General features: G+C 45.5%; 23 protein-coding genes and 1 pseudogene. All 24 read right to left on the reverse strand.

Going from position 1 to position 24,428, the window contains the following annotated elements:
- Positions 1 to 744 (reverse strand): flagellar type III secretion system pore protein FliP, encoded by a 744-nt coding sequence (fliP, locus tag SHEWPOL2_RS00180; protein WP_172588141.1) that lies wholly within the window; start codon positions 742 to 744, stop codon positions 1 to 3.
- Positions 744 to 1,151 carry a flagellar biosynthetic protein FliO gene (fliO, locus tag SHEWPOL2_RS00185; protein ID WP_037424769.1) on the reverse strand — a complete coding sequence of 136 codons (408 nt, stop codon included), beginning with the start codon at positions 1,149 to 1,151 and terminating at the stop codon, positions 744 to 746. Before fliO ends, fliP begins: the two co-directional genes overlap by 1 nt.
- Before the next feature lie 34 nt (positions 1,152 to 1,185).
- Positions 1,186 to 1,560, reverse strand: a complete 375-nt coding sequence (gene fliN / locus SHEWPOL2_RS00190; protein WP_037420360.1) for a flagellar motor switch protein FliN — start codon at positions 1,558 to 1,560, stop codon at positions 1,186 to 1,188.
- A 12-nt stretch (positions 1,561 to 1,572) separates the two neighbouring features.
- Positions 1,573 to 2,604: a flagellar motor switch protein FliM gene (gene fliM, locus SHEWPOL2_RS00195; protein ID WP_037420356.1), complete on the reverse strand. Its 1,032-nt coding sequence runs from the start codon at positions 2,602 to 2,604 to the stop codon at positions 1,573 to 1,575.
- Between the two features lie 40 nt (positions 2,605 to 2,644).
- On the reverse strand, positions 2,645 to 3,166 hold the full coding sequence (gene fliL, locus SHEWPOL2_RS00200; RefSeq protein ID WP_037424771.1) for a flagellar basal body-associated protein FliL: 522 nt from the start codon (positions 3,164 to 3,166) through the stop codon (positions 2,645 to 2,647).
- A gap of 84 nt (positions 3,167 to 3,250) precedes the next feature.
- The gene (locus SHEWPOL2_RS00205) at positions 3,251 to 4,984 is read right to left on the reverse strand and encodes a flagellar hook-length control protein FliK (protein ID WP_037424776.1); all 1,734 of its coding nucleotides are present in this window, start codon (positions 4,982 to 4,984) and stop codon (positions 3,251 to 3,253) included.
- A 150-nt stretch (positions 4,985 to 5,134) separates the two neighbouring features.
- Positions 5,135 to 5,577 (reverse strand): annotated as a pseudogene (fliJ, locus tag SHEWPOL2_RS00210) (flagellar export protein FliJ).
- Between the two features lie 11 nt (positions 5,578 to 5,588).
- Positions 5,589 to 6,926: a flagellar protein export ATPase FliI gene (gene fliI / locus SHEWPOL2_RS00215; protein WP_037424779.1), complete on the reverse strand. Its 1,338-nt coding sequence runs from the start codon at positions 6,924 to 6,926 to the stop codon at positions 5,589 to 5,591.
- Complete coding sequence (gene fliH, locus SHEWPOL2_RS00220; protein WP_011716418.1) at positions 6,895 to 7,857, reverse strand: flagellar assembly protein FliH; 963 nt, start codon at positions 7,855 to 7,857, stop codon at positions 6,895 to 6,897. The genes fliI and fliH overlap by 32 nt, the downstream gene beginning before the upstream one ends.
- Positions 7,844 to 8,890 (reverse strand): flagellar motor switch protein FliG, encoded by a 1,047-nt coding sequence (fliG, locus tag SHEWPOL2_RS00225; RefSeq protein WP_011716417.1) that lies wholly within the window; start codon positions 8,888 to 8,890, stop codon positions 7,844 to 7,846. Before fliG ends, fliH begins: the two co-directional genes overlap by 14 nt.
- Positions 8,883 to 10,568 carry a flagellar basal-body MS-ring/collar protein FliF gene (gene fliF, locus SHEWPOL2_RS00230; protein ID WP_037424790.1) on the reverse strand — a complete coding sequence of 562 codons (1,686 nt, stop codon included), beginning with the start codon at positions 10,566 to 10,568 and terminating at the stop codon, positions 8,883 to 8,885. Before fliF ends, fliG begins: the two co-directional genes overlap by 8 nt.
- Positions 10,569 to 10,612: 44 nt before the next feature.
- Positions 10,613 to 10,951, reverse strand: a complete 339-nt coding sequence (fliE, locus tag SHEWPOL2_RS00235) for a flagellar hook-basal body complex protein FliE (protein WP_011716415.1) — start codon at positions 10,949 to 10,951, stop codon at positions 10,613 to 10,615.
- A 175-nt stretch (positions 10,952 to 11,126) separates the two neighbouring features.
- Complete coding sequence (locus SHEWPOL2_RS00240) at positions 11,127 to 12,467, reverse strand: sigma-54 dependent transcriptional regulator (protein ID WP_037424793.1); 1,341 nt, start codon at positions 12,465 to 12,467, stop codon at positions 11,127 to 11,129.
- Positions 12,460 to 13,542: an ATP-binding protein gene (locus SHEWPOL2_RS00245; RefSeq protein WP_037424795.1), complete on the reverse strand. Its 1,083-nt coding sequence runs from the start codon at positions 13,540 to 13,542 to the stop codon at positions 12,460 to 12,462. Before SHEWPOL2_RS00245 ends, SHEWPOL2_RS00240 begins: the two co-directional genes overlap by 8 nt.
- A gap of 108 nt (positions 13,543 to 13,650) precedes the next feature.
- The gene (locus tag SHEWPOL2_RS00250) at positions 13,651 to 15,084 is read right to left on the reverse strand and encodes a sigma-54 dependent transcriptional regulator (RefSeq protein WP_011716412.1); all 1,434 of its coding nucleotides are present in this window, start codon (positions 15,082 to 15,084) and stop codon (positions 13,651 to 13,653) included.
- 286 nt (positions 15,085 to 15,370) lie between these two features.
- Positions 15,371 to 15,784 carry a flagellar export chaperone FliS gene (gene fliS, locus SHEWPOL2_RS00255; RefSeq protein ID WP_037424797.1) on the reverse strand — a complete coding sequence of 138 codons (414 nt, stop codon included), beginning with the start codon at positions 15,782 to 15,784 and terminating at the stop codon, positions 15,371 to 15,373.
- A 6-nt stretch (positions 15,785 to 15,790) separates the two neighbouring features.
- Positions 15,791 to 16,120, reverse strand: coding sequence for a hypothetical protein (locus SHEWPOL2_RS00260; RefSeq protein WP_037424799.1), 330 nt, complete (start codon positions 16,118 to 16,120; stop codon positions 15,791 to 15,793).
- 18 nt (positions 16,121 to 16,138) lie between these two features.
- Positions 16,139 to 17,509 carry a flagellar filament capping protein FliD gene (gene fliD / locus SHEWPOL2_RS00265; protein WP_037424801.1) on the reverse strand — a complete coding sequence of 457 codons (1,371 nt, stop codon included), beginning with the start codon at positions 17,507 to 17,509 and terminating at the stop codon, positions 16,139 to 16,141.
- A gap of 44 nt (positions 17,510 to 17,553) precedes the next feature.
- Positions 17,554 to 17,940 carry a flagellar protein FlaG gene (locus SHEWPOL2_RS00270; RefSeq protein ID WP_011716408.1) on the reverse strand — a complete coding sequence of 129 codons (387 nt, stop codon included), beginning with the start codon at positions 17,938 to 17,940 and terminating at the stop codon, positions 17,554 to 17,556.
- A gap of 130 nt (positions 17,941 to 18,070) precedes the next feature.
- Positions 18,071 to 18,889 carry a flagellin gene (locus tag SHEWPOL2_RS00275; protein ID WP_037424803.1) on the reverse strand — a complete coding sequence of 273 codons (819 nt, stop codon included), beginning with the start codon at positions 18,887 to 18,889 and terminating at the stop codon, positions 18,071 to 18,073.
- Between the two features lie 258 nt (positions 18,890 to 19,147).
- On the reverse strand, positions 19,148 to 19,969 hold the full coding sequence (locus SHEWPOL2_RS00280) for a flagellin (RefSeq protein ID WP_011716406.1): 822 nt from the start codon (positions 19,967 to 19,969) through the stop codon (positions 19,148 to 19,150).
- Positions 19,970 to 20,063: 94 nt separating this feature from the next.
- On the reverse strand, positions 20,064 to 21,275 hold the full coding sequence (flgL, locus tag SHEWPOL2_RS00285) for a flagellar hook-associated protein FlgL (protein ID WP_037424806.1): 1,212 nt from the start codon (positions 21,273 to 21,275) through the stop codon (positions 20,064 to 20,066).
- Between the two features lie 11 nt (positions 21,276 to 21,286).
- Positions 21,287 to 23,212, reverse strand: coding sequence for a flagellar hook-associated protein FlgK (gene flgK, locus SHEWPOL2_RS00290; RefSeq protein ID WP_037424813.1), 1,926 nt, complete (start codon positions 23,210 to 23,212; stop codon positions 21,287 to 21,289).
- A 40-nt stretch (positions 23,213 to 23,252) separates the two neighbouring features.
- A complete protein-coding gene (gene flgJ, locus SHEWPOL2_RS00295; RefSeq protein ID WP_037424815.1) occupies positions 23,253 to 24,422 on the reverse strand; it encodes a flagellar assembly peptidoglycan hydrolase FlgJ in 1,170 nt (389 codons plus the stop codon).
- Positions 24,423 to 24,428 lie beyond the last annotated feature (6 nt).

Consider the following 24,428-nt stretch of genomic DNA (forward strand, 5'->3'; position numbering starts at 1 on the left):
CTAACCAAAGCTATTGGCTAAGGTGCCCATCACAAGCCCCCAGCCATCAACAAGTACAAACAGCATAATTTTAAAGGGCAATGACACAATCATAGGCGAGAGCATCATCATCCCCATGGCCATTAAGATACTGGCAACCACTAAATCGAGTACTAAAAAAGGCACAAACAACATAAAACCAATTTGAAAGGCCGTTTTGAGCTCGCTGGTGATAAATGCAGGCACAAGCACACTCATTGGTGCTTCTTCGGGTGAATTAATATTCTGGTAACCCGAAATATCGATAAAGGTTTTGAGATCCGTGGTACGCACTTGCCCTAACATAAATGCCCGTAATGGCTCTTTGCCCTTATCGAAGGCCTGTTGCAGAGTAAGCTGTTCATCAATATAAGGTTTTACCCCTTGGTCATAAATTTTGTCGAACACTGGCGCCATAATGAAAAAGGTCATAAACAGGCTCATACCGATTAAGACTTGGTTAGACGGAGTCTGCTGTAAACCAATCGCTTGGCGCAAAATGGAGAGCACCACAATGATGCGGGTAAAGGACGTCAACATAATGACCATGGCGGGTAAAAAACTCAGCGAAGTCATTAGCAATAGGATTTGCATGGTAACCGAATATTCGGTCGAACCATCGGCGGCGGTTTTTACGGTTACCGCAGGCAGTACACCATCGGCAGCGCCTACCGAGGTCGCAAACATCAGTGCACTGATCCCTATAAAAGTGAGTATGTACTTCATCATTGTTTTAATTTCGCCTGCCGTAGCTTGTCCGCAAAAGATACGGACTCAATTTCGATAGGCTCAGCTAATTTATCAATTAAATTAACTTGTTGCCCACTCACGCCAAGTAAATACTGCTGTTCACCCACTTGAACTAAAACAAGGCGCTCTTTCTGACCAAGGGATGTTACTGCAAGGGTTTTGAGCACACTATGATTGGTTGGCACTAAATTAAATCGCCTTAGCAGGTAAGCTAAGGCGAAAATAAGCAACAGAACTAAAATAAGCCCACCGAGCATACTCGCCGCTGCTGCCATTTGTGATGGCTCAGTCACTTTTGCTGTCGCCACTGCACCTTGGGTGGCCACTTCAGCGACACTCGCCTGAGCTGCTGACGCGGCATTGAGAATTACCGATGTGCTCATCTCGCTCCTTCAGGCTTTTTCTTAATGAGTGATATTACTTAAGCTTTTTAATTCGCTCAGTCTGACTAATTACATCTGTTAAGCGAATACCAAATTTATCGTTTACCACCACCACTTCACCATGGGCGATAAGCGTGCCATTGACCATCACATCCAACGGTTCACCTGCAACTCTGTCGAGCTCAACTACTGAACCTTGGTTCAGCTGTAACAGGTTACGGATACTGATGAAGCTGCGACCAACTTCCATCGAAATCGTCACAGGTATATCTAAAATGGTATCTAACTTAGCCGCTTCTGCCTTGCTAATCGGCTGTGAGTCATCCACTAGCTCATCAAGATCAACGGCATTAGCCTCTTCCAGAGCTTGTTCGGCCATCGCTGCTGCCCAATCATCATCTGTACTCATCTCACTCCACCTTTATAATTCTGATATGTCTCTAGCTTTGCCTTTACGCGTCACTAATTGTAATTCGGATTTGACCGTCTCAGGACGAGGGATTTTTTCGTAAATTTTAAGTGCTAGATTATCTCGTGAACGTCCCATTTTACAGCGGTAAGTCGGTAAGTCCTCAATTCTCATCATAATGTACTCTGGTAATTCAATAGGGATAATATCCCCAGCCTTAAAGTTCATTACATCTTTGAGTGTGAGTTCGTGCTCAACCACGGTGGCATCAAAGCCTACTTTAACGTCCATAATCTCGTCATGCAGCGCCTGCGACCAACGCATATCGGTATCTTGTTTATCACTCTGTACGCCCGCATCGAGTAATTCGCGGATTGGCTCAATCATCGAATATGGCATCGTGATGTGGAAATCACCGCCACCACCATCCACTTCGATATGGAAGGAGTTAATGACAACAACTTCAGTTGGACTGACAATGTTAGCCATCGCTGGGTTAACTTCGGAGTCTAAATAATCAAACTCCACATCCATCACGGGTGCCCAAGCATCTTTATAATCTTCAAAGATAATTTTAAGTAATAACTGCACAATACGCCGTTCAGTGGGGGTAAATTCCCGCCCTTCAATCTTGGCGTGGAAACGGCCATCACCACCAAAAAAGTTATCCACCAAAATAAATACCAGTCGCGCTTCCATGGTAATCAGCGCAGTACCTTTTAGGGGGTGGAAACGTACCATGTTCAGACTGGTTGGGACGAATAGGGTATGTACGTACTCACCAAACTTGAGCATTTGCACGCCGTTGATCGACACTTCGGCCGCGCGACGCATCATGTTAAACATGCTGATCCGCAGGTGACGGGCAAAACGCTCATTAACAATTTCGAGCGTGGGCATACGACCACGCACAATCCGATCTTGGGAAGAAAAATCGTAGGAACGAGCCTCCTGCCCAGCGGCATCAAGCTCATCATCCTCTTCGACATCATCGACCCCGTGTAAGAGCGCATCAATTTCGTCTTGGCTTAATAAATCACTCACAGTATTGTCTTCGCCTCTTTAAGGTGCTGAAGATGAAAGGTTATTGCATGACAAAACCAGTAAAGAGCACTTTTTCAACCACTTTACGTCCCGTTACAGATTGCAACGTGTTTTGTACGCTCAACAGGGCTAATTGTCGTAATTCATCTTTACCCGCCTGTGTACTTAGCTTTTGCACATCGGCACCACTAAAAGTGGTTAGCAGCGCATCTTCAATCAATGGAATGTGCTTTTGGGTCAACACATCATCATCTTGACCTCTGACCATAAGTTGCACTTTGATTTCGACAAGCCGAGCGCGATCCGGTCCTGGAAGGTTAAATAAAAATGGGCGAGGCATCGGCACATAAGCTGCCAATGCCGGCTCAGCAGCCGGCGCTGCCGTTTCGGTTTTAGTACCTTCGGCCTCGACAGGAGCCTCTTCACTACTTCCAAGGAAAAACCAAAGCGCGCCACCAATTAATAGCGCAACAAAGACACCCACACCGATAAAAATAAATAGCTTCTTTTTACTTTTTGGTGCTTCAGTACTTTCAAGTTCTAGTGATTCTTCCTTGGCCATTTTCTGTTCTCTTTAAATAGGCTAAATTTGGGAATGGGATTAAGGCTCAGTTTATAATCCACTTTGTTACTATAGGTTACCTGCTTAAGCGTAATAATCTATACCCGAATTTAAACTAGTTGCTTGATTTAAACCTAAATCGAGTTCTTCTGCCGAGAAATCATCCACATTTCCACCACTTGAACCGCCACTGTCTGCAAATCCTCCCTCACGGCGTTGTCCTTGGTCACCTTGAGAGACGTGACTGTCAGCGAGTTGCATGCCTTGTTCTTGTAATAATTCACGTAAACGAGGAATCGCTTGCTCAACCACATCGCGGGTCTGCGCCTGAGCAACATGGAATTGTACTTGCGTTTGGTCGCCATGTACTTGCACTTTAACTAGCATATGACCCAGTTCTGGCGGATCTAACCGAATTTCAGCCTGCTGGATCCCTTGACTTACCATAGTCACCAACTGCTGTTTCATCACGGGTGAAAAACGCTGGATCATCTCCTGCATTTGGTTTTGAGTTTCTACACCTTGGCGCAAGGAAAGCTGCACTTGTGGAATATCCTGACGATTTGTTACCTGCGTAGTCAAAGAATGCAATGAGGATACAGGTTTAAATTCAACAGGCTTAAACTCGCTGCCCGTCTCTTCACTGCCAGAGCTTAAAGCAGCAACTTGGCTATCTTGCTGCGCATCGAGAGTAACCGCTAACTTAGCGTCTTTTAGCAAAAAGCCTGCTGAAATCTCGGCGCGGGATGGGGTGTCAGCAGTAAGACTCGGGTCGATGGCTGTGGTACCTGATACATTAGTCGCTACATTAGTGCCTAAGGTATTAAGATCGTTAGTATTCGCGGCTGTGGCCGAATTCGTCGTTAAAACATCACTCGCAGAGGCATTGGCCGCTTTGATTGGTGTTTGATTATCAACGGCTTGTGATGCCATGCTTTGAAATGCAAGTGCTTTATCTGCTGGCTGCGTCGACACATTTATCGCCTTAGCGCCAATGTCTGTGGTACCAAGCTCTTTTCCCCCTAATACGGGCTCACCCTCGATGGGTAAAATATGATTTTCGGGCGGTTTAACGAACTTTTCGCTGCGCAGACCTGTAAGTAACGCTGCATCATCAATCAAATGCGGCTCATCAACAGAGGTACCTTGAGTATCCGTCTCAGCCACAGTCACGGCCGCAACCAAAGCATCGACATCAGCCGCTGAAATCTGTGGTTCTACACTTTCAGCATCAACGGCGTTCTGTTGTGAGGCTTGCTGTTGTAATAGCGGTACGGTGACTTGTGCAGTATTTTGTCCGGCCGCCTTTGGAGCGACTGCCCCAGAGCCTTCTGATTCAGTACTAACGTTCAGTTTGTTATCGCCAAGACCAGTGTTAGAGGGCTGAGCGTACTTAGCCATTTCATCGGAAAAAGTGCCGTCAACAATAGAGTTGTCGGTCTGAGATGGAGCATCGACTAATAACGAGGGTGAGTCGGCATCGGCATCATCCGTTACCGTGATATCAGCCTCAAGCGGCAAAGACTCGCCCGGCGCTGCCGCTTTCTTCATCTCATTTGCCATACCAATCTGGGCAAAAATCAAGTTGATATCGGCTTCATCATCAGTGTTGGTATCGTCAGTGCTGGCTTCCACTTTGGCAGATTTGACGGCAACATCCTGAGACACTGGGGGTTTAGTCGAGGGGGAAGATACGGATGTGACTAAAGCCAACGCTGCAGAAAAGTCTTCACTATTAGCATCTTGCCCCAATATTTTACTTGAGCCAGCACTATTTTTCGCATTAGATACTAATAGGATATTGTTCATTTGTTGCATAAAAGCTCCTAAACATCCGCCCAGAGGAAAAAGAGCGTGGGCAAACGTCAATTTATACGGCTTTGGCTATATCTGGCATAAATCAAGCAAATAAAATGCCAACAAATGGATATTAAAAATTCGAGTATTATTGACTGTCGGATTGGTTAATTACTTCTTACGACGGAAAAATTGCTGCGAAGCAAATTCATCCGTCATTTTTTGCTCTTTTTTGAGCTCAATGACTTGGCGCTTTTTCTCTTTATTTTCTAACAGTAGTTCTACAGCCTTACGTTTTTTTGTTTTTCTAGCCAGTGCTGCTGACGGTAGTGTTTCTGCTTTTCACCATCGGCTACGACACGATTTTGCTGAGCAATAGCCTCATCGATTTGCCGAATAAAACGATGGAATTGGTGGTAATGACTCGCACTAATGGCCTGCCCCTGCTGCGACTGCATCTGCTTCATATAATCCAAGCGATAGTTATTTAGCGCATCGAGCTGATTTTGGCGCTTTTGGCACTCAAGTTGTGCCGACTTGAGCAGCAGCGCAGCCTGTTCCTCGGCATCGAGGGCTAACTTTAATACGAGTAATAGGGGATCGGCATTCGCCATAACGGCCTCAATTATTTACATTGCGCAGCAAGTTGCCCGAGCATCATTTGACTATCAGCAAAACTAAAGGCATCACGCATGGTTTGCCGCAGAAAAGCGTTCATTGCAGGTTGTAGACGTATCGCATTATCAATACGAGGATCGCTCCCTTGTGCATAAGCGCCAATAGAAATCAGATCCTTATTCTGCTGATAAAGGGAATAGGTTTGCTTGACGCGGCGCATGGCCTCAAGATGTTCATTGGAAATTACCATAGGCGCCACACGGCTAATAGAAGCCTCAATATCAATGGCAGGATAATGCCCAGAATCAGCAAGCGATCGAGAAAGCACAATATGACCATCGAGGATCGCCCGAGAAGCATCAGCAATCGGGTCCTGTTGGTCATCGCCCTCGGTCAGTACTGTGTAAAATGCGGTGATAGAACCCTGTCCAGGACCACCATTGCCCGCCCGTTCAACCAGACGCGGCAATTTAGCAAACACCGATGGTGGGTAACCTTTAGTCGCCGGCGGTTCACCGACAGCCAGAGCAATCTCACGCTGCGCTTGGGCGTAACGAGTCAGACTATCCATTAATAACAATACGTTATAGCCTAAATCACGAAAATATTCAGCGATACGAGTCGAGGTTTCACAGGCGCGAAGGCGCATCAGCGGTGAAGTATCGGCGGGGGCAGCTACCACAACCGATCGCGCTCTCCCCTTTTCACCTAGGATTTCTTCAATAAATTCTTTGACTTCGCGGCCACGCTCCCCAACGAGCCCCACCACAATAATGTCGGCCGTGGTACCTCGGGTCATCATACCTAACAGCACACTCTTACCCACACCGGAGCCCGCAAACAAGCCCATACGTTGTCCCTTGCCAACAGTTAACATGGCATTGATGGCGCGTACGCCCACATCGAGTGGTTCGGTGATCGCACGGCGTGAAAGCGGATTGATGGCGTTACTGTGTCTTGGCGCCTGCTGTTCGGTAGATAACGCGCCGAGGCCGTCTAACGGCACACCATTACCGTCGAGCACGCGCCCTAACAGGGATAAGCCCACATTCAGACCCGCCTGCTCTCCAAGGGGAACAACCCGTGCACCGGGTAACACGCCACGCAGCTCTTCAATTGGCATGAGATATAATAATTCATCATCAAAACCAACGACTTCGGCAATTAACTCTCCTGCCATGGTCTCAATAGAACACAAACTACCGACGGGTGCTCGACAGCCACTTGCCTCTAAGGTTAAGCCGACCACGCGCACTAATTGTCCACAGGCAACAGCGCGAAATGGGGGCACGTTATTGATGCAATGATTCAGTTTATTCAGCAGTTGATGGCGGCGATTTTGCATCTTGCTCTCCATCAGCTTGCGACTCTGTACTCAGGGACTCGGTGCTCTGCGCCTCGTCACCTAGCTCTGAACTCGATCCCCGTTTTGCAGCGTTTTCCTCATCGAGAACCGCTTGGCGCTGTTGCTGCTGGTGACTCAAATGGGACTGTTGATTACGTAAGGACTCAAACACCGCATCGATGCGCGAGGACAGGGTTAAGTCCACCAGCGAGCGTTGGCTGCTGATAATACAATCCCCAGAATTTAAGCTGGGATCGGCCTCTAACTGCCACTGATTACGGTTCAATTGGGTACTGGAATATAGCTGCTCCACCAAGGCAACATCATCGGGATGCATGCGAATACTGACGCTTTGCTCCTTGATTGGCAGAGATTCGACCCCTAAACGTAGCGCCGACAGGATTTGTTCTGGATGAGTTTTAAGTTCATGACCAATCACAGATTTGGCCAGCGCCATAGTGAGTGTCATTAAGGAATGTTCAATATCGCCATCGAGTAATTGCAATGGCTTTTCAAATTGGCTTAACAGTCCTTCGAAGCGGCTGACTAATGCCTTGGCTTCAGCAAGCCCAGCCTCAAGCCCTTGCTCATGACCTTGGGCTAGGCCCTCGGTATGGCCTTGCTCTAAACCTTCGAGTCTGCCCTGCTCCAGTCCTTCGGCATAACCTTGCGTCTTACCTTCGTTAAAACCTTCTTCTTCGGCTTGAGCGCGAATATCTTCAATTTCCGCCATGGTGGGTGGCGCAATGGTTTCGGCGGCCACCGCCTTCGGCGCTTGCTGCGGCGAATAACCAAAGAGGTTTGAAATACTCACCTCTTCGGTTTGGGTCACATCGGGTAATTGCCAATGGCTGAACTCGATCTCCGAGTCGCTCACCACCCGATGGGACAATTTATTGTCGCTATTGTCACTCCGATTAGAGGAACTCATCGCCACCACCGCCGCCTAACATGATTTCACCGCTGTCACTTAATCGACGTGCAATTGACAGAATTTCTTTTTGGGCGATTTCCACTTCGCTGATCCGGATTGGGCCCATCGCCTCTAAATCGTCACGCAGCAATTCGGCGGCCCGTTTAGACATATTGCCTAAAATCTTATCTTTGAGCTGATCGTCTGCGCCCTTCAGCGCCTTCATTAATACATCCTGCTGCACTTCACGCAGCAAGGTTTGAATACCACGGTCGTCCACATCGATAAGGTTTTCAAATACAAACATCAAGTCTTGGATCTGCTGCGCCATTTCCTCGTCGGTTTCGCGCATGGTTTCCATTAACTGACTTTCGACACCGGTATCGAGGTAGTTCATAATGTTGGCCGCCGCCTTTAGGCCGCCCATTTTCGCCGCTTGCGCACCACCTTGGCCGGCGAATTGTTTCTCCATGATGTCGTTTAATTCTTGCAATGCTGCTGGTTGCACTTCTTCAAGATTGGCGATACGCATCATTAAGTCTAACCGAGTGTTCTCGGGAAACTGACCGAAAATTTCTGCGGCTTGATCTGGCTCTAAATACGATAAAACAATGGTTTGGATCTGTGGATGTTCGTTTTGGATGATAGTGGCAACTTGACGCGCATCCATCCATTTGAGGGAATCCAAACCTTTGGCGCCGCTGCCCATGATAATTTGTTCAATCAAATTACCGGCTTTGTCTTCACCTAGAGCCGCCGTTAACGCCTTACGAACGAACTCTTCGCTGTTGAAGCCAATAGAAGAATATTTTTGAATATCATCGAGAAACAGCTTATGCACCCCGATGACTTTCTCCTGCCCAAAGTCTTCCATGGCCGCCATCGCCATACCGACCTTTTGCACTTGTTTAGGTTCTAAGTGCTTTAAAATAGAGGCGGCATCGGCTTCACTCAAACTTAACAGTAAAATCGCCGTTTTTTCGATGCCACTGAGATCCTTAATATTGAAACTTGAGGTTTCAGCGGCGTCTTTTGATTTATTCTCAGCCATTGTCTTGTAACCAGTTTTTCACGACTTGGGTTGAAAGCTCGGGCTCATTGGCCACAAGCGCACGGATAGCTTTAATCATATCATCATCTTTATGCAGATTAGGGATAAGAATTGAGCCATCGTCGGCATAACTATACTCTGCTTCTTTGGTATTGAGCATCCCTAAGGTGTCAGCAGCATATTGATCTTCGATCTCGGCGAGCTCATTACCCAATCTTGCATCGTCTGGCATGTTAACGCTATCAGGATAGATTAAGCGTTTGAGCATTGGGCGAACCACAGCAAGGATCAGCACTAAGATAACTAAGGCACCGATACCTAACTTAACCGCACGCCAGAACCAAGGCTGTTCCCAAAGCTCAGGCGCAGGAACATCTTCAACCAATTGATCCATAAAGGGAACAGTAACTACCTCTAAAACATCACCACGCTGCGCGCTAAAGCCTACCGCGCCTTCCAGTAAACGGCGGATATTGGTTAATTCTTGCTCGGTACGGGCAACGCGTGCCACTTGGCCATTTTCACCGGCGGCGCCCGGTTTAAAGTCCACCGCAACTGACACACTCACGCGGCGCACTACGCCAATTTGCTGACGGGTATGGCTGATGGTGGTGTCTAATTCAAAATTACGAGTGGCTTCGCGGTGCGAGTTACCTGCGGTAACACTTTCGGTAGCTTTATCAGCCTCCTGAGGAATATTAGATTCCATCGGAGGTTGGTTCGATAATGCGCCAGGGATCCCCCCACTCGAGCCACCAGTAGAGTTATTTTCAACCGTCATTTCACTGCGTAGTGACGGTAAATCTGGATTAAACCGTTTGGCCGTTTGTTCAACAGCGGTGAAATCCATACTCACATCCACTTGGGAGGTAAAATTATCAGGCCCGAGAATAGGCGATAAAATCGAATCAATCTTGGTTCGGTATTCGGCTTCTTTTTGTTGAACCAACTCAAGCTCGCGGCGCGCCCTGGCAGAGATGCCATCTTGGCTGCCAGAGTTCAGTAAACGGCCGTTAGAATCTGTGACGGTAACGCGAGATGGCTCTAGGCCCTGAACGGCAGAAGCGACGATATCCACAATCGCATCGACCTCTCCTTGGCCTAAACCGCCACGACGAGTGTTAATCACAACGGTCGCACTTGGTTGCGCGGTATTGCGGGCAAACACGTTTTCCTTAGGTAACGCTAAAATCACTTTAGCGCGGCTTACGCTTTGTAACTGTTCAATCGCGCGGGCAAGGTTTTCTTCTTGGCTATGCTTGAGGCGAGCCTGTTCCATTCTTTGGCTCACACCAAAACCACTGTCTTGGGTAAGAAAGTCTTGGGTCGATGCAGCAGGACTATTAACCCCTGCACGGCTAAGCATCATTTTGACTTCTTGGTATTTATCTTCTGGTACTTTAACAACATCAACTTCGATCTGATATTTGATCTTGTTTTTATCAAGTACATCGAGTACTTGCACCATTTCCTGAGTTTCCATTTTACCCAATGGACGGTACTCAGGCTCCTGTGCCCAGATCATGACAAACACGGCGAGCGCCAAACAAATGGCTAATGCTAGAATCATGGTGATTTGACGCATCATATCGACGCCACCGAGACTCCCCAGCACGCCGGATTTATTTTCCTGTTGGACCCCTTGGTCCATTACGCCGGCGTTTGATCCGACAATCATTTCTGTGCTCACGATTCGTACCTGCTAATTGCGTTATTCAAGGCCTAAACAGGCATGCTCATTATTTCTTTATAAGCTTCAACGAGCTTATTGCGCACTTGTACAGTGGCTTCAAAGGCAACACTGGCCTTTTCGCGGGCGATAACAGTATCAGACAAGCTCACGGTGGTATCACCCATTTCTAAGCGAGTCGAGAGGTTAGATGAGGTTGACTGCAAACCACTCACATTACCAATGGCTTGTGAAAGTAGCTGGCCAAAGTCAGCACCACTGGTGTTATTCACTTGCTGCACAATATTATTAGGTGAAATCCCAAAAGAGGGTTTGATTTCACCTTGAAGTGACTGCATTTCTTGCAGTAATGAATTCGCGCCAATTTGCATGTCGTGCTCCCCATCGTCGAGTTATTGACGATTAAACTCTCAAGATAACGAGGATATGCAAAACTACGGCCAAGTTTTTACTTGGCCGAGCTAAAAAGAATTGCAGAGGTCATAGGTGTGAAATCGCCAAAGGATAACCAGTGGCGATGGTGCTAGAAAGGTTGCAAAACTCGACTTAGTTAGGCAATTGAATCCCCATATCGCGCATTCTGGCCATCTTGTATCTTAAGGTGCGCGCGCTGATCCCTAGTTTCTCAGCAACCAACTTACGGCTGCCTTGGCATTGCGCTAGGGTTTCGAGAATGATCACATGTTCCTGCGCTTTTAACTCTTCACCTAAACCTTCCGGCTCGTTGGCGTATTCGGCGTCATCGGATGACAGAGGCACATCTTGGGCATCGATAATAATATCGTTGGCACTAATCACAGCCCCAGCACGTAAAATTAACGCGCGTTGGACAACGTTATCCAACTCCCGCACATTACCTGGCCAGCGATGGCCAAGTAAACGGCGGCATGCGGCCTCATCAAATTCGGGTACGTCGATGATACTCAGTGCCTTTGCGTGTTTTGTGAGTAAATGCCGAGCTAAGGGTAAAATATCCGCAGGCCGTTGATTCAGCGCAGGCCACGTCAATGGAAACACGTTAATGCGATAATAGAGATCTTCCCTAAATTGCCCCGCGGCAACTACGGCTTTTAAATCACGATTTGAGGTTGCTAGCACTCTCACATCCAGCTTGATGGTTTTACGGCCGCCTAACCGCTCTACTTCACGCTCTTGCAATACGCGCAGCAGTTTGGCCTGTAACCCTAAATCCATCTCTGAAATTTCATCGAGTAATAAAGTTCCGCCCTGTGCTTGTTCGAATTTACCGGGGCAAGCTTGGTAAGCACCGGTAAAGGCGCCCTTTTCATAACCAAATAATGTGGCTTCAAGCATATTCTCGGGGATGGCCGCACAGTTGATGGCCACAAAGGCCTCGTCAGCACGGCTACTATGTTGATGAATATAACGGGCTAACACTTCTTTACCCGAACCACTTGGCCCAAGGATCATCACAGAAGCATCGGATGCTGCCACCCGCTGTGCCAGAGACAAGAGCGCAAGACTCTTTTCATCGGCAACCACAGGTTGATCGCTATTTTGTTTGAGTGGTAAATAGCGGGAAACTTGATTGAGCAACACCTCTGGAGCGAAGGGTTTTGCCAGATAATCGACGGCGCCCAATTTAATTGCACTGACAGCACTGCCTATAGTGGCGTACGCCGTCATTAACAGCACGGGCAATTTGGGATGATGTTGCTGTAAGTAATTTAATAAGCCTAAGCCGCCAATCCCCTGCATTTGCACATCGCTGATCACAAGATCAAATTGATGTTGTTTTAGTACGATTATGGCTTCTTCACCTGATGCCACATCAATACAGTCGTATTGCGCCAACATTAAGGTATCGAGCAAAGCCTCACGCAGGGAGGCATCGTCTTCGACTAAGAGTAATTTGGCTTCAGACATAGGGTTTCTCCAGCGGCAATACAGCAGCCGATTTCGCCTGCGGGAAGGTTAGCGACACAGTACAACCCTTATTGGGCATGCAGCTTAATTGCAGTTGGCCGCCATGATTACGCACCACAGACTGTACAACGGCTAAGCCTAAACCAGTCCCCTGAGCTTTAGTGGTAAAGAAAGGTTCCAACACTTTTTGCTGCATTTTGGCATCCAATCCTTTGCCATTATCGATAACATTGAGATGTAACTGTTCATTGCTATCACTAGCAACGATTTGGATCTGCGTAGCCCCGGCTTCAAGACTGTTCATCACGAGGTTATTGACGGCTGAACTGAGCGCATTCACATTCGCCAGCATTAAGCTATTAGAAATATTGGTTACCGCCAGTTCAGCGCCATGCTTAGCAACTATTGGTTCACAGTTAGCAACAACATTCTCGATAACATCATTAAGATTAATCAGTTCGCCCAGCTCATCTTGACGTCCTTTGGCCATCAGCAGCATATCGTTAACTTGTCTTTCCAATTCATTAAGTCTATCAACCAATTTCTGTTGAAACTTAGTCTTGGCAGATTCCGATAATTTGGGACTGGCCAGATTAGCAGCATAGAGCAGTGCAGCCGACAGTGGAGTCCGCACCTGATGCGCCAGCGTCGCGACCATTTTGCCGAGGGCTGACAGGCGCTGCAGATGGGAAAGATTCTTTTGCAGTAGACGAGTTTCGGTCAGATCCGTCAGCACAATTAATTGGCCAGGTTCCGGCGTTAATGGGGTAATCGCAAATTTGACTCGGCGGCCATTGCGTAATGAGACTTCATGGCCATCATCGTCCTGTGGCGCAAACGCCGTATGGATCACATCAATCCAGCGGGCGCCGCATAACGACTGCTCCAGCAATTCGACGGCAACGGGGTTTGCATCAGTGACAATACCATCACCGTTCAAAATCACCACGCCAGAGGGCATAGCCTGTAAAATATGCTCCATCCGATTGGACATATTGGCGGCCTCACGCAGTTGGTTCCATTGTTTGCTAGTGTGCTTGAATGTTTCAATTTGCGCTAGTGGATGAGCAGACATAGTCACTCCGTCAAAAAATTGCTTATGACGGAGTGCTTGCAGATTCTATGCCAAATTAAGAAATGAATTTAGATAGATAAAACAATAAGATAAATAACATCAAAATGACTATTCTTTCGTCATTCCGTACTTACGCATTTTCTCAACCAAGGTAGTACGGCGAATACCGAGCATTTCTGCAGCACGCGCAACGACGTTATCCTGCAGCTCTAACGCCTGGCGAATCATATCGATTTCAAGCTCTGCCAGCAGATCCTTGAGGTTAACGCCTTCAGGTGGTAACTCACTGGGGAAACGCGTTTCAGGAATTTCAACTGGCTCTTCGCTGGTGAAAATCGAAGCGAGCGCATCACGCTCCTGTTGCTCTTCACTCATTTCAACACAGTATTCTGGCACATCAATGTGGCGATATTTAACAGGCAGATCGTTAACATCAACTAAGCCACCTGGATACAAGATTGTGAGGCGCTCAACTAAGTTAGATAATTCTCGAACGTTACCTGACCAAGCATGTTCTTTTAACGATTCAATAGCACGCTGAGTAAAACGAACTTTGCCACGTCCCTCGTTATAGACACGACTCACTAACTCTTGCAGCAGTAAAGGAACATCATCCTTACGCTCACTTAATGCTGGCATTTCGATCGGGAAGACGTTAAGGCGGTAATAAAGATCTTCACGGAACTCATTGCTGCTGATCATAGTTTCAAGATCCCTATGGGTTGCCGCTACGACACGTACATCAGCATTAATCGTTTTAGTTCCCCCAACACGCTCAAAGACACGTTCTTGCAACACGCGCAGCAATTTTACCTGCATTTGCAAAGGCATATCGCCAATTTCATCGAGGAACAGCGTGCCACCTTCGGCAAGTTCGAAACGGCCCTTACGAGAACTAATTGCCCCAGTAAAAGAGCCCTTTTCATGGCCAAATAATTCACTCTCCAATAACTCAGGCGGAATCGCGCCACAGTTAACCGGAATAAAAGGACCATCTCGGCGCTCAGATAAATAATGAATGTTCCGAGCAACCACTTCCTTACCCGTCCCCGACTGACCCAGGACTAATACAGTGGCATCAGAGGTGGCGACTTGGCTAATCAAGTGACGCACATTGGCAATGCCTTCACTACGACCCACTAAGCTACGAAACAGTTTGGTTTGATTTGCACTGGTTGGGACTTGTGGACGTTTGACTTGCCCATAAACCTGACAAAAATGCAGGAGTTCGGTTAGTTGTGGGTAGTTTAATGGCTCTTCAATGTGACCCAGTACATTCGACACTTGCAGATCATCTACATTGCCAAATAACAAAATGGGTTGCCATGGGTACTGACTCGCAAGTGACTTGAGAGCATCAGCTGGCATGTTATCAGCAGTGACCACTAAAGCGCGGAACCGGGTATCTTGCAGACAAAGACTTAACTTTTCGATGGCGACGATTTCAATCTGCTCACCCAAAAATTCAAAAATGCAACACAGGCGACTTAAGCGCTCTGATGGGGTTCCGACAAGTAAAATTCGTTGATCTGTTTGCATCATTCAGTAGGCCGTAAAGCGCTAATTAGGTATCAATTCGCATTAATTATTTATGATTAGTTGCTGTAAAAGCTTAACAAATTCAATGTAACAATCTGTGCCACCATCACTACTGTGATGAATATTGTATTATCAGCAGTCGAGAAGCAAGCCTCGAATGCCGATTCTGCCAAACTGAATTGATTTTAGTTCATTTAAGCTATGATTCTAGCTAAAAAGGTCAATTAATTGACACAAGACAAAAAAGACGCACTTTAGGGTGCGTCTTTTTTATTACTTAAAAGTAGGGTTAACGAGCTTCTTCAGTATGGGAAGATATATTGTGTTTATCTACAGGGATGGCATCCCACCCTTCTTTGATGGTTCGTAAAATATCACAAACATCATCAATGGCCTTTACATCGTTATTGAGGTTAGCTTCAGAAATCTTACGTAACATAAAATCGTATAACTCACTCAAATTTTTAGCTATTTGCCCACCGGCATCCATGTTCAAACTATTACTTAAACCAGTAATAATACCGATAGCTTTATTAATATAAATACCTTTATTGGCCAAATCATTTTGCTCAATAGCGTAACGGCTTTGTGCCAAACGTTGCAGCGCTCCAGCAAACATTAACTGAATGATTCGATGCGGTGAAGCTACAGTGATCTCACTTTCTAACGAAACCTTACGATATGATTGCAGTGAACCTCTCATAAACACCTACCTATTTGAATCTATAGTCTCGTAAACACTGATCTTGCGCTTATTCTTACTGCCCGCATGTAATAATGCTTGCCTGTCCGCCATGATGTGATTTGCCTTAATAGTGAACTCTTTAGTGAGGTCAAGCTGACACTGAAGATAATCAGCGTCCGTCATGCTAGCATCAGCCACTAATACATTGAGTAAAAGTTGACGCTCTCCAACGAGTACCTGCAAATTTGACACCAACTCGTCAGTTTGAGGATATTCTGCGGGGATGCGAGTTAACTGATTCAATGTGTCGCTGAGCGTTATATTAAGTTCATTAAGTTCATTAAGTTGTTTCACTAGACGTTTCCTTACTTACTAACTCTTTTTAACTACTCCAGGAAGCGAGTTTAAACTAGCAAGTAAAGCACTACTCTGCTGGTTAAGTTGTCCTACGACAAGATCCATTGCATTAAACTGTTTTGTTAAACGGGCAGTTAACTGGTCCATTTTAAGAGTAAAAGCTTCTCTTTGTTCTGCTAACCTACTTTGCTGATTAGTATAACTTGTCTCTCTATCTGCAATCACGCCTCGGGATTTAACATAGCTTTCAGAAACATCGTAAAACCGATTAGCTAAGCCTTTTTCTGGTGTAGCAAAGAGAGCTTCAACACTAGACATATCCTCAGAAAGCACTTTATCAAGCTTAGTATCATCAATAGATAACTTACCATATCTATCTGTTGTGATACCTATATCATACAAAGCTATAGAACCACCATCTTCGGTAGGCACTCGTTCGCTCGCAATACTACGGAGTTGTGATTCAATCGAACGGATCATCGAGTCGCCCTGCAATGCCGCTGCAGTATTTGTATCTTGATCGTAGGATGACAGCTTATCGACCGTTGTAACTAAGCTATTGTAGGCATCAACAAATGCCTTAACGTTTGTTTTAACTGCATCGTTATCTTGTTCTATTTTGAGTGAAGTGGTTTTAGTAAGATCAGCATCTGTTAACTGTAAAGTCACACCTGTAATCGCATTCTTAACTTCATTAGTTTGCGAGGTGACTTTTTGATTATCAATGTAGAGGACAGCATTTTTTGCATCTTGAAGCGTTGTGGTATTCATTGCATCAAACATATTGCTAAGGCCAGAGCCTGTGGTATCTGTAGCCGTGATGCTGATTTGGTTATCTTCGCCAGATTTATCGGAACTAAAAACTAATCGACTTCCGGCGTCACTGGTTATAACGGTGGCAGTGACACCGACATTATCGGGTGCTTCATTGACTTTTTTCGCTATCGCATCAAGAGAATCCGTTGCCGATACGTCCACGGAAAAATTATTACCATTGACCCCAAAAGCTAGACTCCCCTCACCGACACCTAATGCAGGATCAGTTACATTCGTTCCAGCAATTTTATGATTGACAGCGAGCTGTTCAACTTTAATAGCATAACTACCTGTTTGAGCTGTTTTATCAGCAGTTGCAGTTAAATATGTACTATTACTAACGGATATTTTGCGTTGATTTAAAGCCTCACCGGTTTGTAATTTTTTTACGGCATCCTGAAATGTCGTCAGTGCGCTTTTTAAGGTTCCCATAGCAGAAACCTCAGCTTTAATGCTATCTTCTTGTGCTTTAAACATTGCTTCTTTAGGAGTTTTTTCAGCATCCACTAATACTTTTACAATGTTATCAACATCTAACCCTGAACCAATACCTGTCGCTGTTAATGCCATATAAACCTCTTACCTATCAACGGATATATAAAATTGTGTGAATTTTAAGCCTCTGTTTTCATCAAAAGCCCAGTCACTTCAGACAGTTTTTCGGCTAACTTGAGCGCTTCCTCACTGGGCATCTGCCTAATCACATCACCCGTATCTCTATCCAACACAGTGACGACGGCTTGACCAGAGTTTTCATCTACTTTAAAAGCAAGTCCTTTACGCATCATTGACATCATATCAGAAAGCTCAGATGCCACTTGAGTTAACTTTCTTGGATTTTGTTCATTCTCTGCCGCACTCTGCTCTGTAGACTGTTCAACCGCAGATACGGCAGCATCGCGTTTTAATTCAACATCCGCCGTAGGTGCTTTCAGTGGTACTTGAGCCAAATCAACACGGTTTGAAGCCGCCATTGATGTGCTTGCTATATTAATATCCATAGCGATACCTCACCATCTTAAGCATTTGTCTTTAACTGCCTAACAAACACTATAACTTTAATGACCATTTATGTGGCAAAGGGAGATCCGTCGCCGAACCTCCCTTAGAGCCTTATACTTCAGTATGTTATTAAAGTAGTGATAAGGCCACTTGAGGTAATTGGTTAGCTTGTGCCAACATCGCAGAACCCGTTTGTTGTAACACTTGGTTCTTGGTCATTTGCGATGTTTCTTTCGCAAAGTCAACGTCTACAATACGGCTCTTCGCATCAGCAACGTTAGCTTGCGTATTAGCACTATTGCTGATGTTATAAGCTAAACGGTTTTGCTTAGCACCTAGATCTGCGCGTTGACTGTCGATGGTTTTAATCGCATCGTCAATTGCAGCTAATGCAGTTGAACGCCCAGTCGCATCCGCAATATCTAGAGCATTAACAGCTAATGTTGTTGCATCACTTTGGGCGACAGAAATTGTGATATCCTCACCTTCTTGATGGCCTACTTGGAAGGTTTTACCGGCAGCAAAATCACCATTAAGTAACTTTGTGCTACCAAAAGCGGTATTGGTACCAATTTCAGTGATTTCTAATGCTAACTGATCAATCTCTTTTTGTATTGCATCTAAGTCATCGGTACTGTTGGCACCGTTTTCAGCTTGAACAGTCAAGTCACGCATACGCTGTAACATGTTAGTCTGTTCTTGCATCGCACCTTCAGAAATTTGGGCGATAGAGATAGCATCGTTAGCGTTACGCATACCCACATCTAAACCACGGACTTGGCTATTTAAGCGGTTAGAAATTGCTAAACCTGCCGCATCGTCCTTTGCACCGTTAATACGCAGACCACTGGATAAACGTTCCATGGAAGTGGCCAAACCGCTCGCTGAAGTATTTAGGTTTTTCTGTGCTTTTAAAGATGTTACGTTAGTGTTTACTGTAATGGCCATGATCGTTTCCTCTTTATACCTGGCTTTATCTAAACTTGCCTGTCTGCTTAAGCCAGGCGGGTCTTAGTGGTTACAGTATATTTAACGGCAGCATCTTTTTTATCTTTAGGATTATTTTTAAAAAAATTTAACTTTATATAAAAGCAATATTTTCAATAACATAAAAAACGTATAAAAACACTTTGCCTACTATATCTCCTTTTTTAGGAGACAGTAGGCAAAAGCAACGTCCTGTATTGATATGTTCAGCTTAGTAAATTATCCCAGTAGTGACAGCGCAACTTGAGGCAATTGGTTAGCTTGAGCTAACATTGCAGACCCCGTTTGTTGTAATACTTGGTTTTTCGTCATTACTGAGGTTTCTTTTGCAAAGTCTACATCCACAATGCGGCTCTTAGCATCGGCAACGTTGGCTTGAGTGTTCGCGCTGTTGCTGATGTTATAAGCTAAACGGTTTTGTTTAGCGCCTAAGTTTGCACGTTGGTTATCAATGGTTTTTATCGCTGCATCAATGTTTGCTAGCGCAGTGGAACGACCTCCTGCGCTAGCAATAGCTAATGCGTTGACAGATAAACTCCCGGCATTAGTAGTACCAACGGAAATAGTGATATCTTCACCTTCTTGGTGACCCACTTGGAACGTTTTACCCGTTGAAAATAGGCCAGTCATCAGTAGAGTATTACCAAAAGCGGTGCTGTCACCAATGGCAGTAATTTCTTCAGATAATTGATTGATCTCTTTTTGTATTGCATCTAAATCATCGGTACTATTTGCACCGTTTTCAGCTTGTACAGTCAAGTCACGCATACGCTGCAACATGTTAGTTTGTTCTTGCATCGCACCTTCAGCGATTTGAGCAATAGAAATCGCATCGTTAGCATTACGCATGCCCACATCTAAGCCACGAACTTGGCTATTTAAGCGGTTAGAAATAGCTAGACCAGCAGCGTCATCTTTCGCACTGTTAATACGCAGACCGCTCGATAGACGTTCCATAGAGGTTGCTAAACCACTACTGGAGGTATTTAAATTTTTCTGTGCCTTCATCGAAGTCACGTTGGTATTAACTGTAATAGCCATGTTGAGTTCCTCTTCCTAGTTATACCGCCAAGGCTTGGAGCTTGGCTAAATTTTTAACAATTTATCTTACAGATGGTTAGGTCTTTGCTTTCTGTTAAATAAAGTCAAACAGGGAAACAGAACCCACCTTACTAAACACGCTAGAGACTGCGTTCAATGCAAGCTGCTGCTTTTCAAATTCCGTAATCGCTGACGCGTAATCAAGATCCTCAAGTAGAGAAAGAGCAGATGTATTCAACACTTGTTCCTCGATGTGAGTATCTTTGTAGCTTTCAACGGCTTTCAGATTATTCCCCGCCACACTTCTGGCAGAACTGATCTGATTGACACCACTATCGATGTCATTCAATATCTGTGCCAACTGAGATCGACCTTGAGGTGTGTTAGCTGAATTAGGATCTTCAATTAATGCGATCGCACGACTGATTGTATCGAAAATGCTGACTTCAGACTGTGGCTCCATGGTGAAACTATCGCCAGCGCTGGGTTTTCCAGAAATGTTGACTTCAATACCATTAAAACTTACAGGGGTTGCCGCATCAAAATTAGCAATGTTCGCCACTGGATTATTGGCTGAATCAAGTACTTGTAAATTGGTTCCACCAGAACCATTATCTGAAAAATTAAATGTATATGTATCAGCTAGATAAGTTGCTGGATCAGCAATCTTCGCCGTTTTAACACTAAACTCGCCCTGCTGGCTGGCCAAATAATTGACACTATAATCGCCAAGTCCATTGGGGGCTTTCATAAAAGCGGTGTCGCCAGGAACATTAGTGCCAAGGGCCACACCGGACTGAACTAAGCTATCACGCACGCCAGAATCACCGCTATAAACTATTTTGGGTGGTGTAGAGTTATCGAAAGCAAAAGGCTCTTTATCCGTGCTGTAGCCAGAAAACATATAATTGCCAGATTCATCCTTACTATTGGCAATAGATAAGAGTTCTTCTAAGCTGCCTTTCATTTCATCGGCAATCATTTGCCGCTCAGAATCCGCGAGAGTGCCGTTTACCGCTCGCATAACTTGTTCACGTATGGAAGATGCCAGATTTTCGGCACTCCCCAACTTACTTTCAGTTACTGCTAATCGATTAGTCGCGTAGTCAATATTCTTCATAAATTGATCGACTAAGGCATTGCGTTGATTCAGGTTATCGATACCTAGCGCCGCAACGGGATCATCACCCGCAGTATTGACTTTTTTGCCGCTACTGAGCTGTTCGAGGATCTTGCTAGTTGCCGTTTGCTTTTGCAGTACACTCGTAATGCTTTGATTAAAGATCTGCGCGGATGATAGTCGCATGATTAAATCTCCTAACGCACTGAAGTTAATAGGGTGTCAAAAATTTGTTGTGCCGTAGTCATGATACGGGCTGAGGCTTGATAAGCTTGTTGAAAACGCATTAAATTGGCGGCTTCTTCATCTAAGTTGACGCCCGATTCGCTTTCTACTCTGGCATAGGCTTGTTGGTAAATAGCCTCTGCAGACCCTACACGCACTTCGGCCGCTTTTGTCTTACTGCCTATGTCAATTTTTGTATTTTCAAATACATCCGCTAAGGTTGACTTCCCCCCATTCATCACTTTACTTTCACTCAATTTGGCCATAGCAACGGCGTTAGAGTTGTCGCCTTCAGCAAAGGCTAGGTTAAAGGTAAATCTGTCATTACTGGCGGCTGCGGTACTATCAACTTCAAAGGTAAAACCAAAGGCACTTATACTTGGGGGAGTATAAGGAGCGGCAGCGCCAAGGGAGGTTCCGGAGGCATCAAATGCTTCATAGGTTGGAGGTATCGCGGTGGTATCGAGCTGGATCGTCAATTCACTGCCAGTAATAGGAAAATTGGCTGCACTGCGATTCGTAATTTGCGTCAACTTAACTTGGGTATTACCTGAGTTCGCTGCATCAGCGGTTATTTTAGGCGAAGCGGCGGCAATGCCTTTTGGATCCGTCATTTCAACGGTAATGCCGTTAGCGGCGCCCGCAGTAGGGCGAATAACAAAGCGATCACCTGAAGCCATCGCCCCTGCTTTAATATCGATTGAAAATCCAGCACCACCTTCTAAGGTCGAGCCATTTAACGTCAGTGGTGTAATTACCCCTGTTTCTGTATCCCTTAGTTCATAGGAGGCCGGCGCAGTAAAAGATAACTCATATGAGCCACCCGTTAATAAGCTTGTGTCATCAATATTCACGCCTAAGGTTGCGTTACCAGTATTGTTTGAATAGCCACCAACACGACCCAATGACATCAAAGGATCATTAATATCCCTAAAGATATTCGCTCCCACTTGGCCATTTAGATCTAATCCTTGTTGCTGCATTTTGTTGAAGTTATCAGCAATCCCCAGGGCCAACTGATCAAGCTCATGGCTTGCAGGAATTAACGTTTGATCACGGTACTCAAACAACGCCCCTAATTGCCCACCTAACTTGCTCGGATCGGCAGCAACACTTTGTGAGCCAATACTTGACGTCAATTGCAATTCATTGGGAAATGGATCTCCAGTTTTAGTATCCATCGTCATGGCGATTTCACCGGAAACCAACATCACCGAACCACCTAACATAATACTTTTTGCACCATTCTCTTGAGGAATTACATTCACCTGAGCATATTGGCTTAGCTCTTGAATGAGTGCATCTTGCTTATCGAGTAACATGGCATCTTGATTTGGCGATTTCATCAGCTCGAGATTTAAATTAGCCAGCTCCTTACTAATCTCGTTGATGCGCTTAGTCATCCCCGTGATCTGGTCATTGGTTTGCGTAAGCTGGCCATTTAGACTCGATTGCATCTGATTCAAGCTACTTGCCACTTGTTTAGCATCAGTCAGGGTTGAGCTGCGAAGACCTAAATCAGCAGGTAAATCCGCTAAACTGTTTACTCCAGCAAAGAGAGAATTTAAGCTCTGCGGCACCATTTTACCGGTTTGAGAAAACAGTTGGTCGAGCTCACTGAGTTTGCCATAACTCGCTTCAGCACCACTTAGGGTTGTTTGTCCAATACGTAATTCTCTTGCCGCATAGTCGTTGTAAATACGTTTTACATCATCAACGTAAGTCCCCGTGCCATAAAAACTATTACCAAGCCGTTGTGACTCTAGCGTCGACTGGGTTGCCACCTGCCTGTGATAACCTGCGGTATTCGCGTTGGCAATGTTATTACTGGTAACCCCAAGTTGCGACTGCGAGGCTAGCACCCCAGTACGAGCAATATTTAATAGGTCAATCGCCATTAGCCGACACTCCTCAGAACTAATAACCTATGAAGATTTATCATTTGTCTTCTCCTTGCAGTATCGACTTAAGCTCTTGGCTTATTGTCTGCATCACTTTAATGACTTTCTCAGCATATTTTGGATCGGTGGCATAGCCCGCATCCTGCAATGCACGAATAAATTGGGTTGGTGAAGCGGCGACTTTTTTAGCATCTTGATAACGCTCACCCTCAGCAATAAAGGTGACAAAATCGTTAAAACTATGTTCAAAATCAGTGTAAACGCGAAAATCGGCTTTTTGTCTAACGGCAATACCCTGCTCAAATTCCAAGGTACTCACGTTAGCCTTATCACCTTGCCAACGACGGTCTGCTTTAATGTTGAATAGGTTATGGCTAGGCGCGCCATTGCTACCTCGTACAATTTTCTGTCCCCAACCGGTTTCGAGCGCCGACTGCGCCAGTAGCACTTCAGGTTGGGTACCCAAAGCCTTAGCCGCTTTTTCTGCATGGGGATACAAGGTCGCCAAAAACTCTTCCCGACTACCAAATTTGAGTGTCTTTTGGGTTTCTCTAAATGCCACTGTCGGCAAAATCTGGCCGCTAATTACAGGCTCAATGGGCGATAGTGGTTGCTCTGACCAGGTTGGTTTGGGTGTACTAACCGCTAATGAAGGTGCTGGCGTGTCGATATCCAATGACGAGGCCACATCATCTGGCCTATCTGACTCAAAGGTTGGACGAACAATATAGGCTGGGATGCCTGCAGAAGTGCTTGCAGAAGTGCTTGCAGTCGTTGCTGAAGCATTAAGCACATCTTGGGTTGCCGTATTTTGCGCTGGAACACTCAATGCTTTATCGCCTTGCAGCAATTTTTCGCCGCCATCACTACGTAATACAGAGGCAGGAATATGCTGGCTAGACTCAGGTGATAACTGTTGCACCATCATGTCGGCAAGACCTAACACACCTTTATCCGACAAATCGACCGACAATTGCTGATCACGCATTTGCTCATAAAACTTAGTGTATTGGCTATTGAGGGGACTATCCGATTCAAATACCGCATTAGCATCGCGCATGCTTTTCATCAACATTTGCACGAAAATGCCTTCAAATTGTTGGGCAACTTGTTTTAAAGTGCCCTTCTCATCCTTCTGTGCCTGGGCGCGAAGTGAATCTAGCCCGCCCAGGTCAAGAAAATGTGATGAACTTGAAAGCTTTTCCATAATTTT

Source organism: Shewanella sp. POL2 (genome assembly GCF_000282755.1).
GTDB lineage: Bacteria > Pseudomonadota > Gammaproteobacteria > Enterobacterales > Shewanellaceae > Shewanella > Shewanella xiamenensis.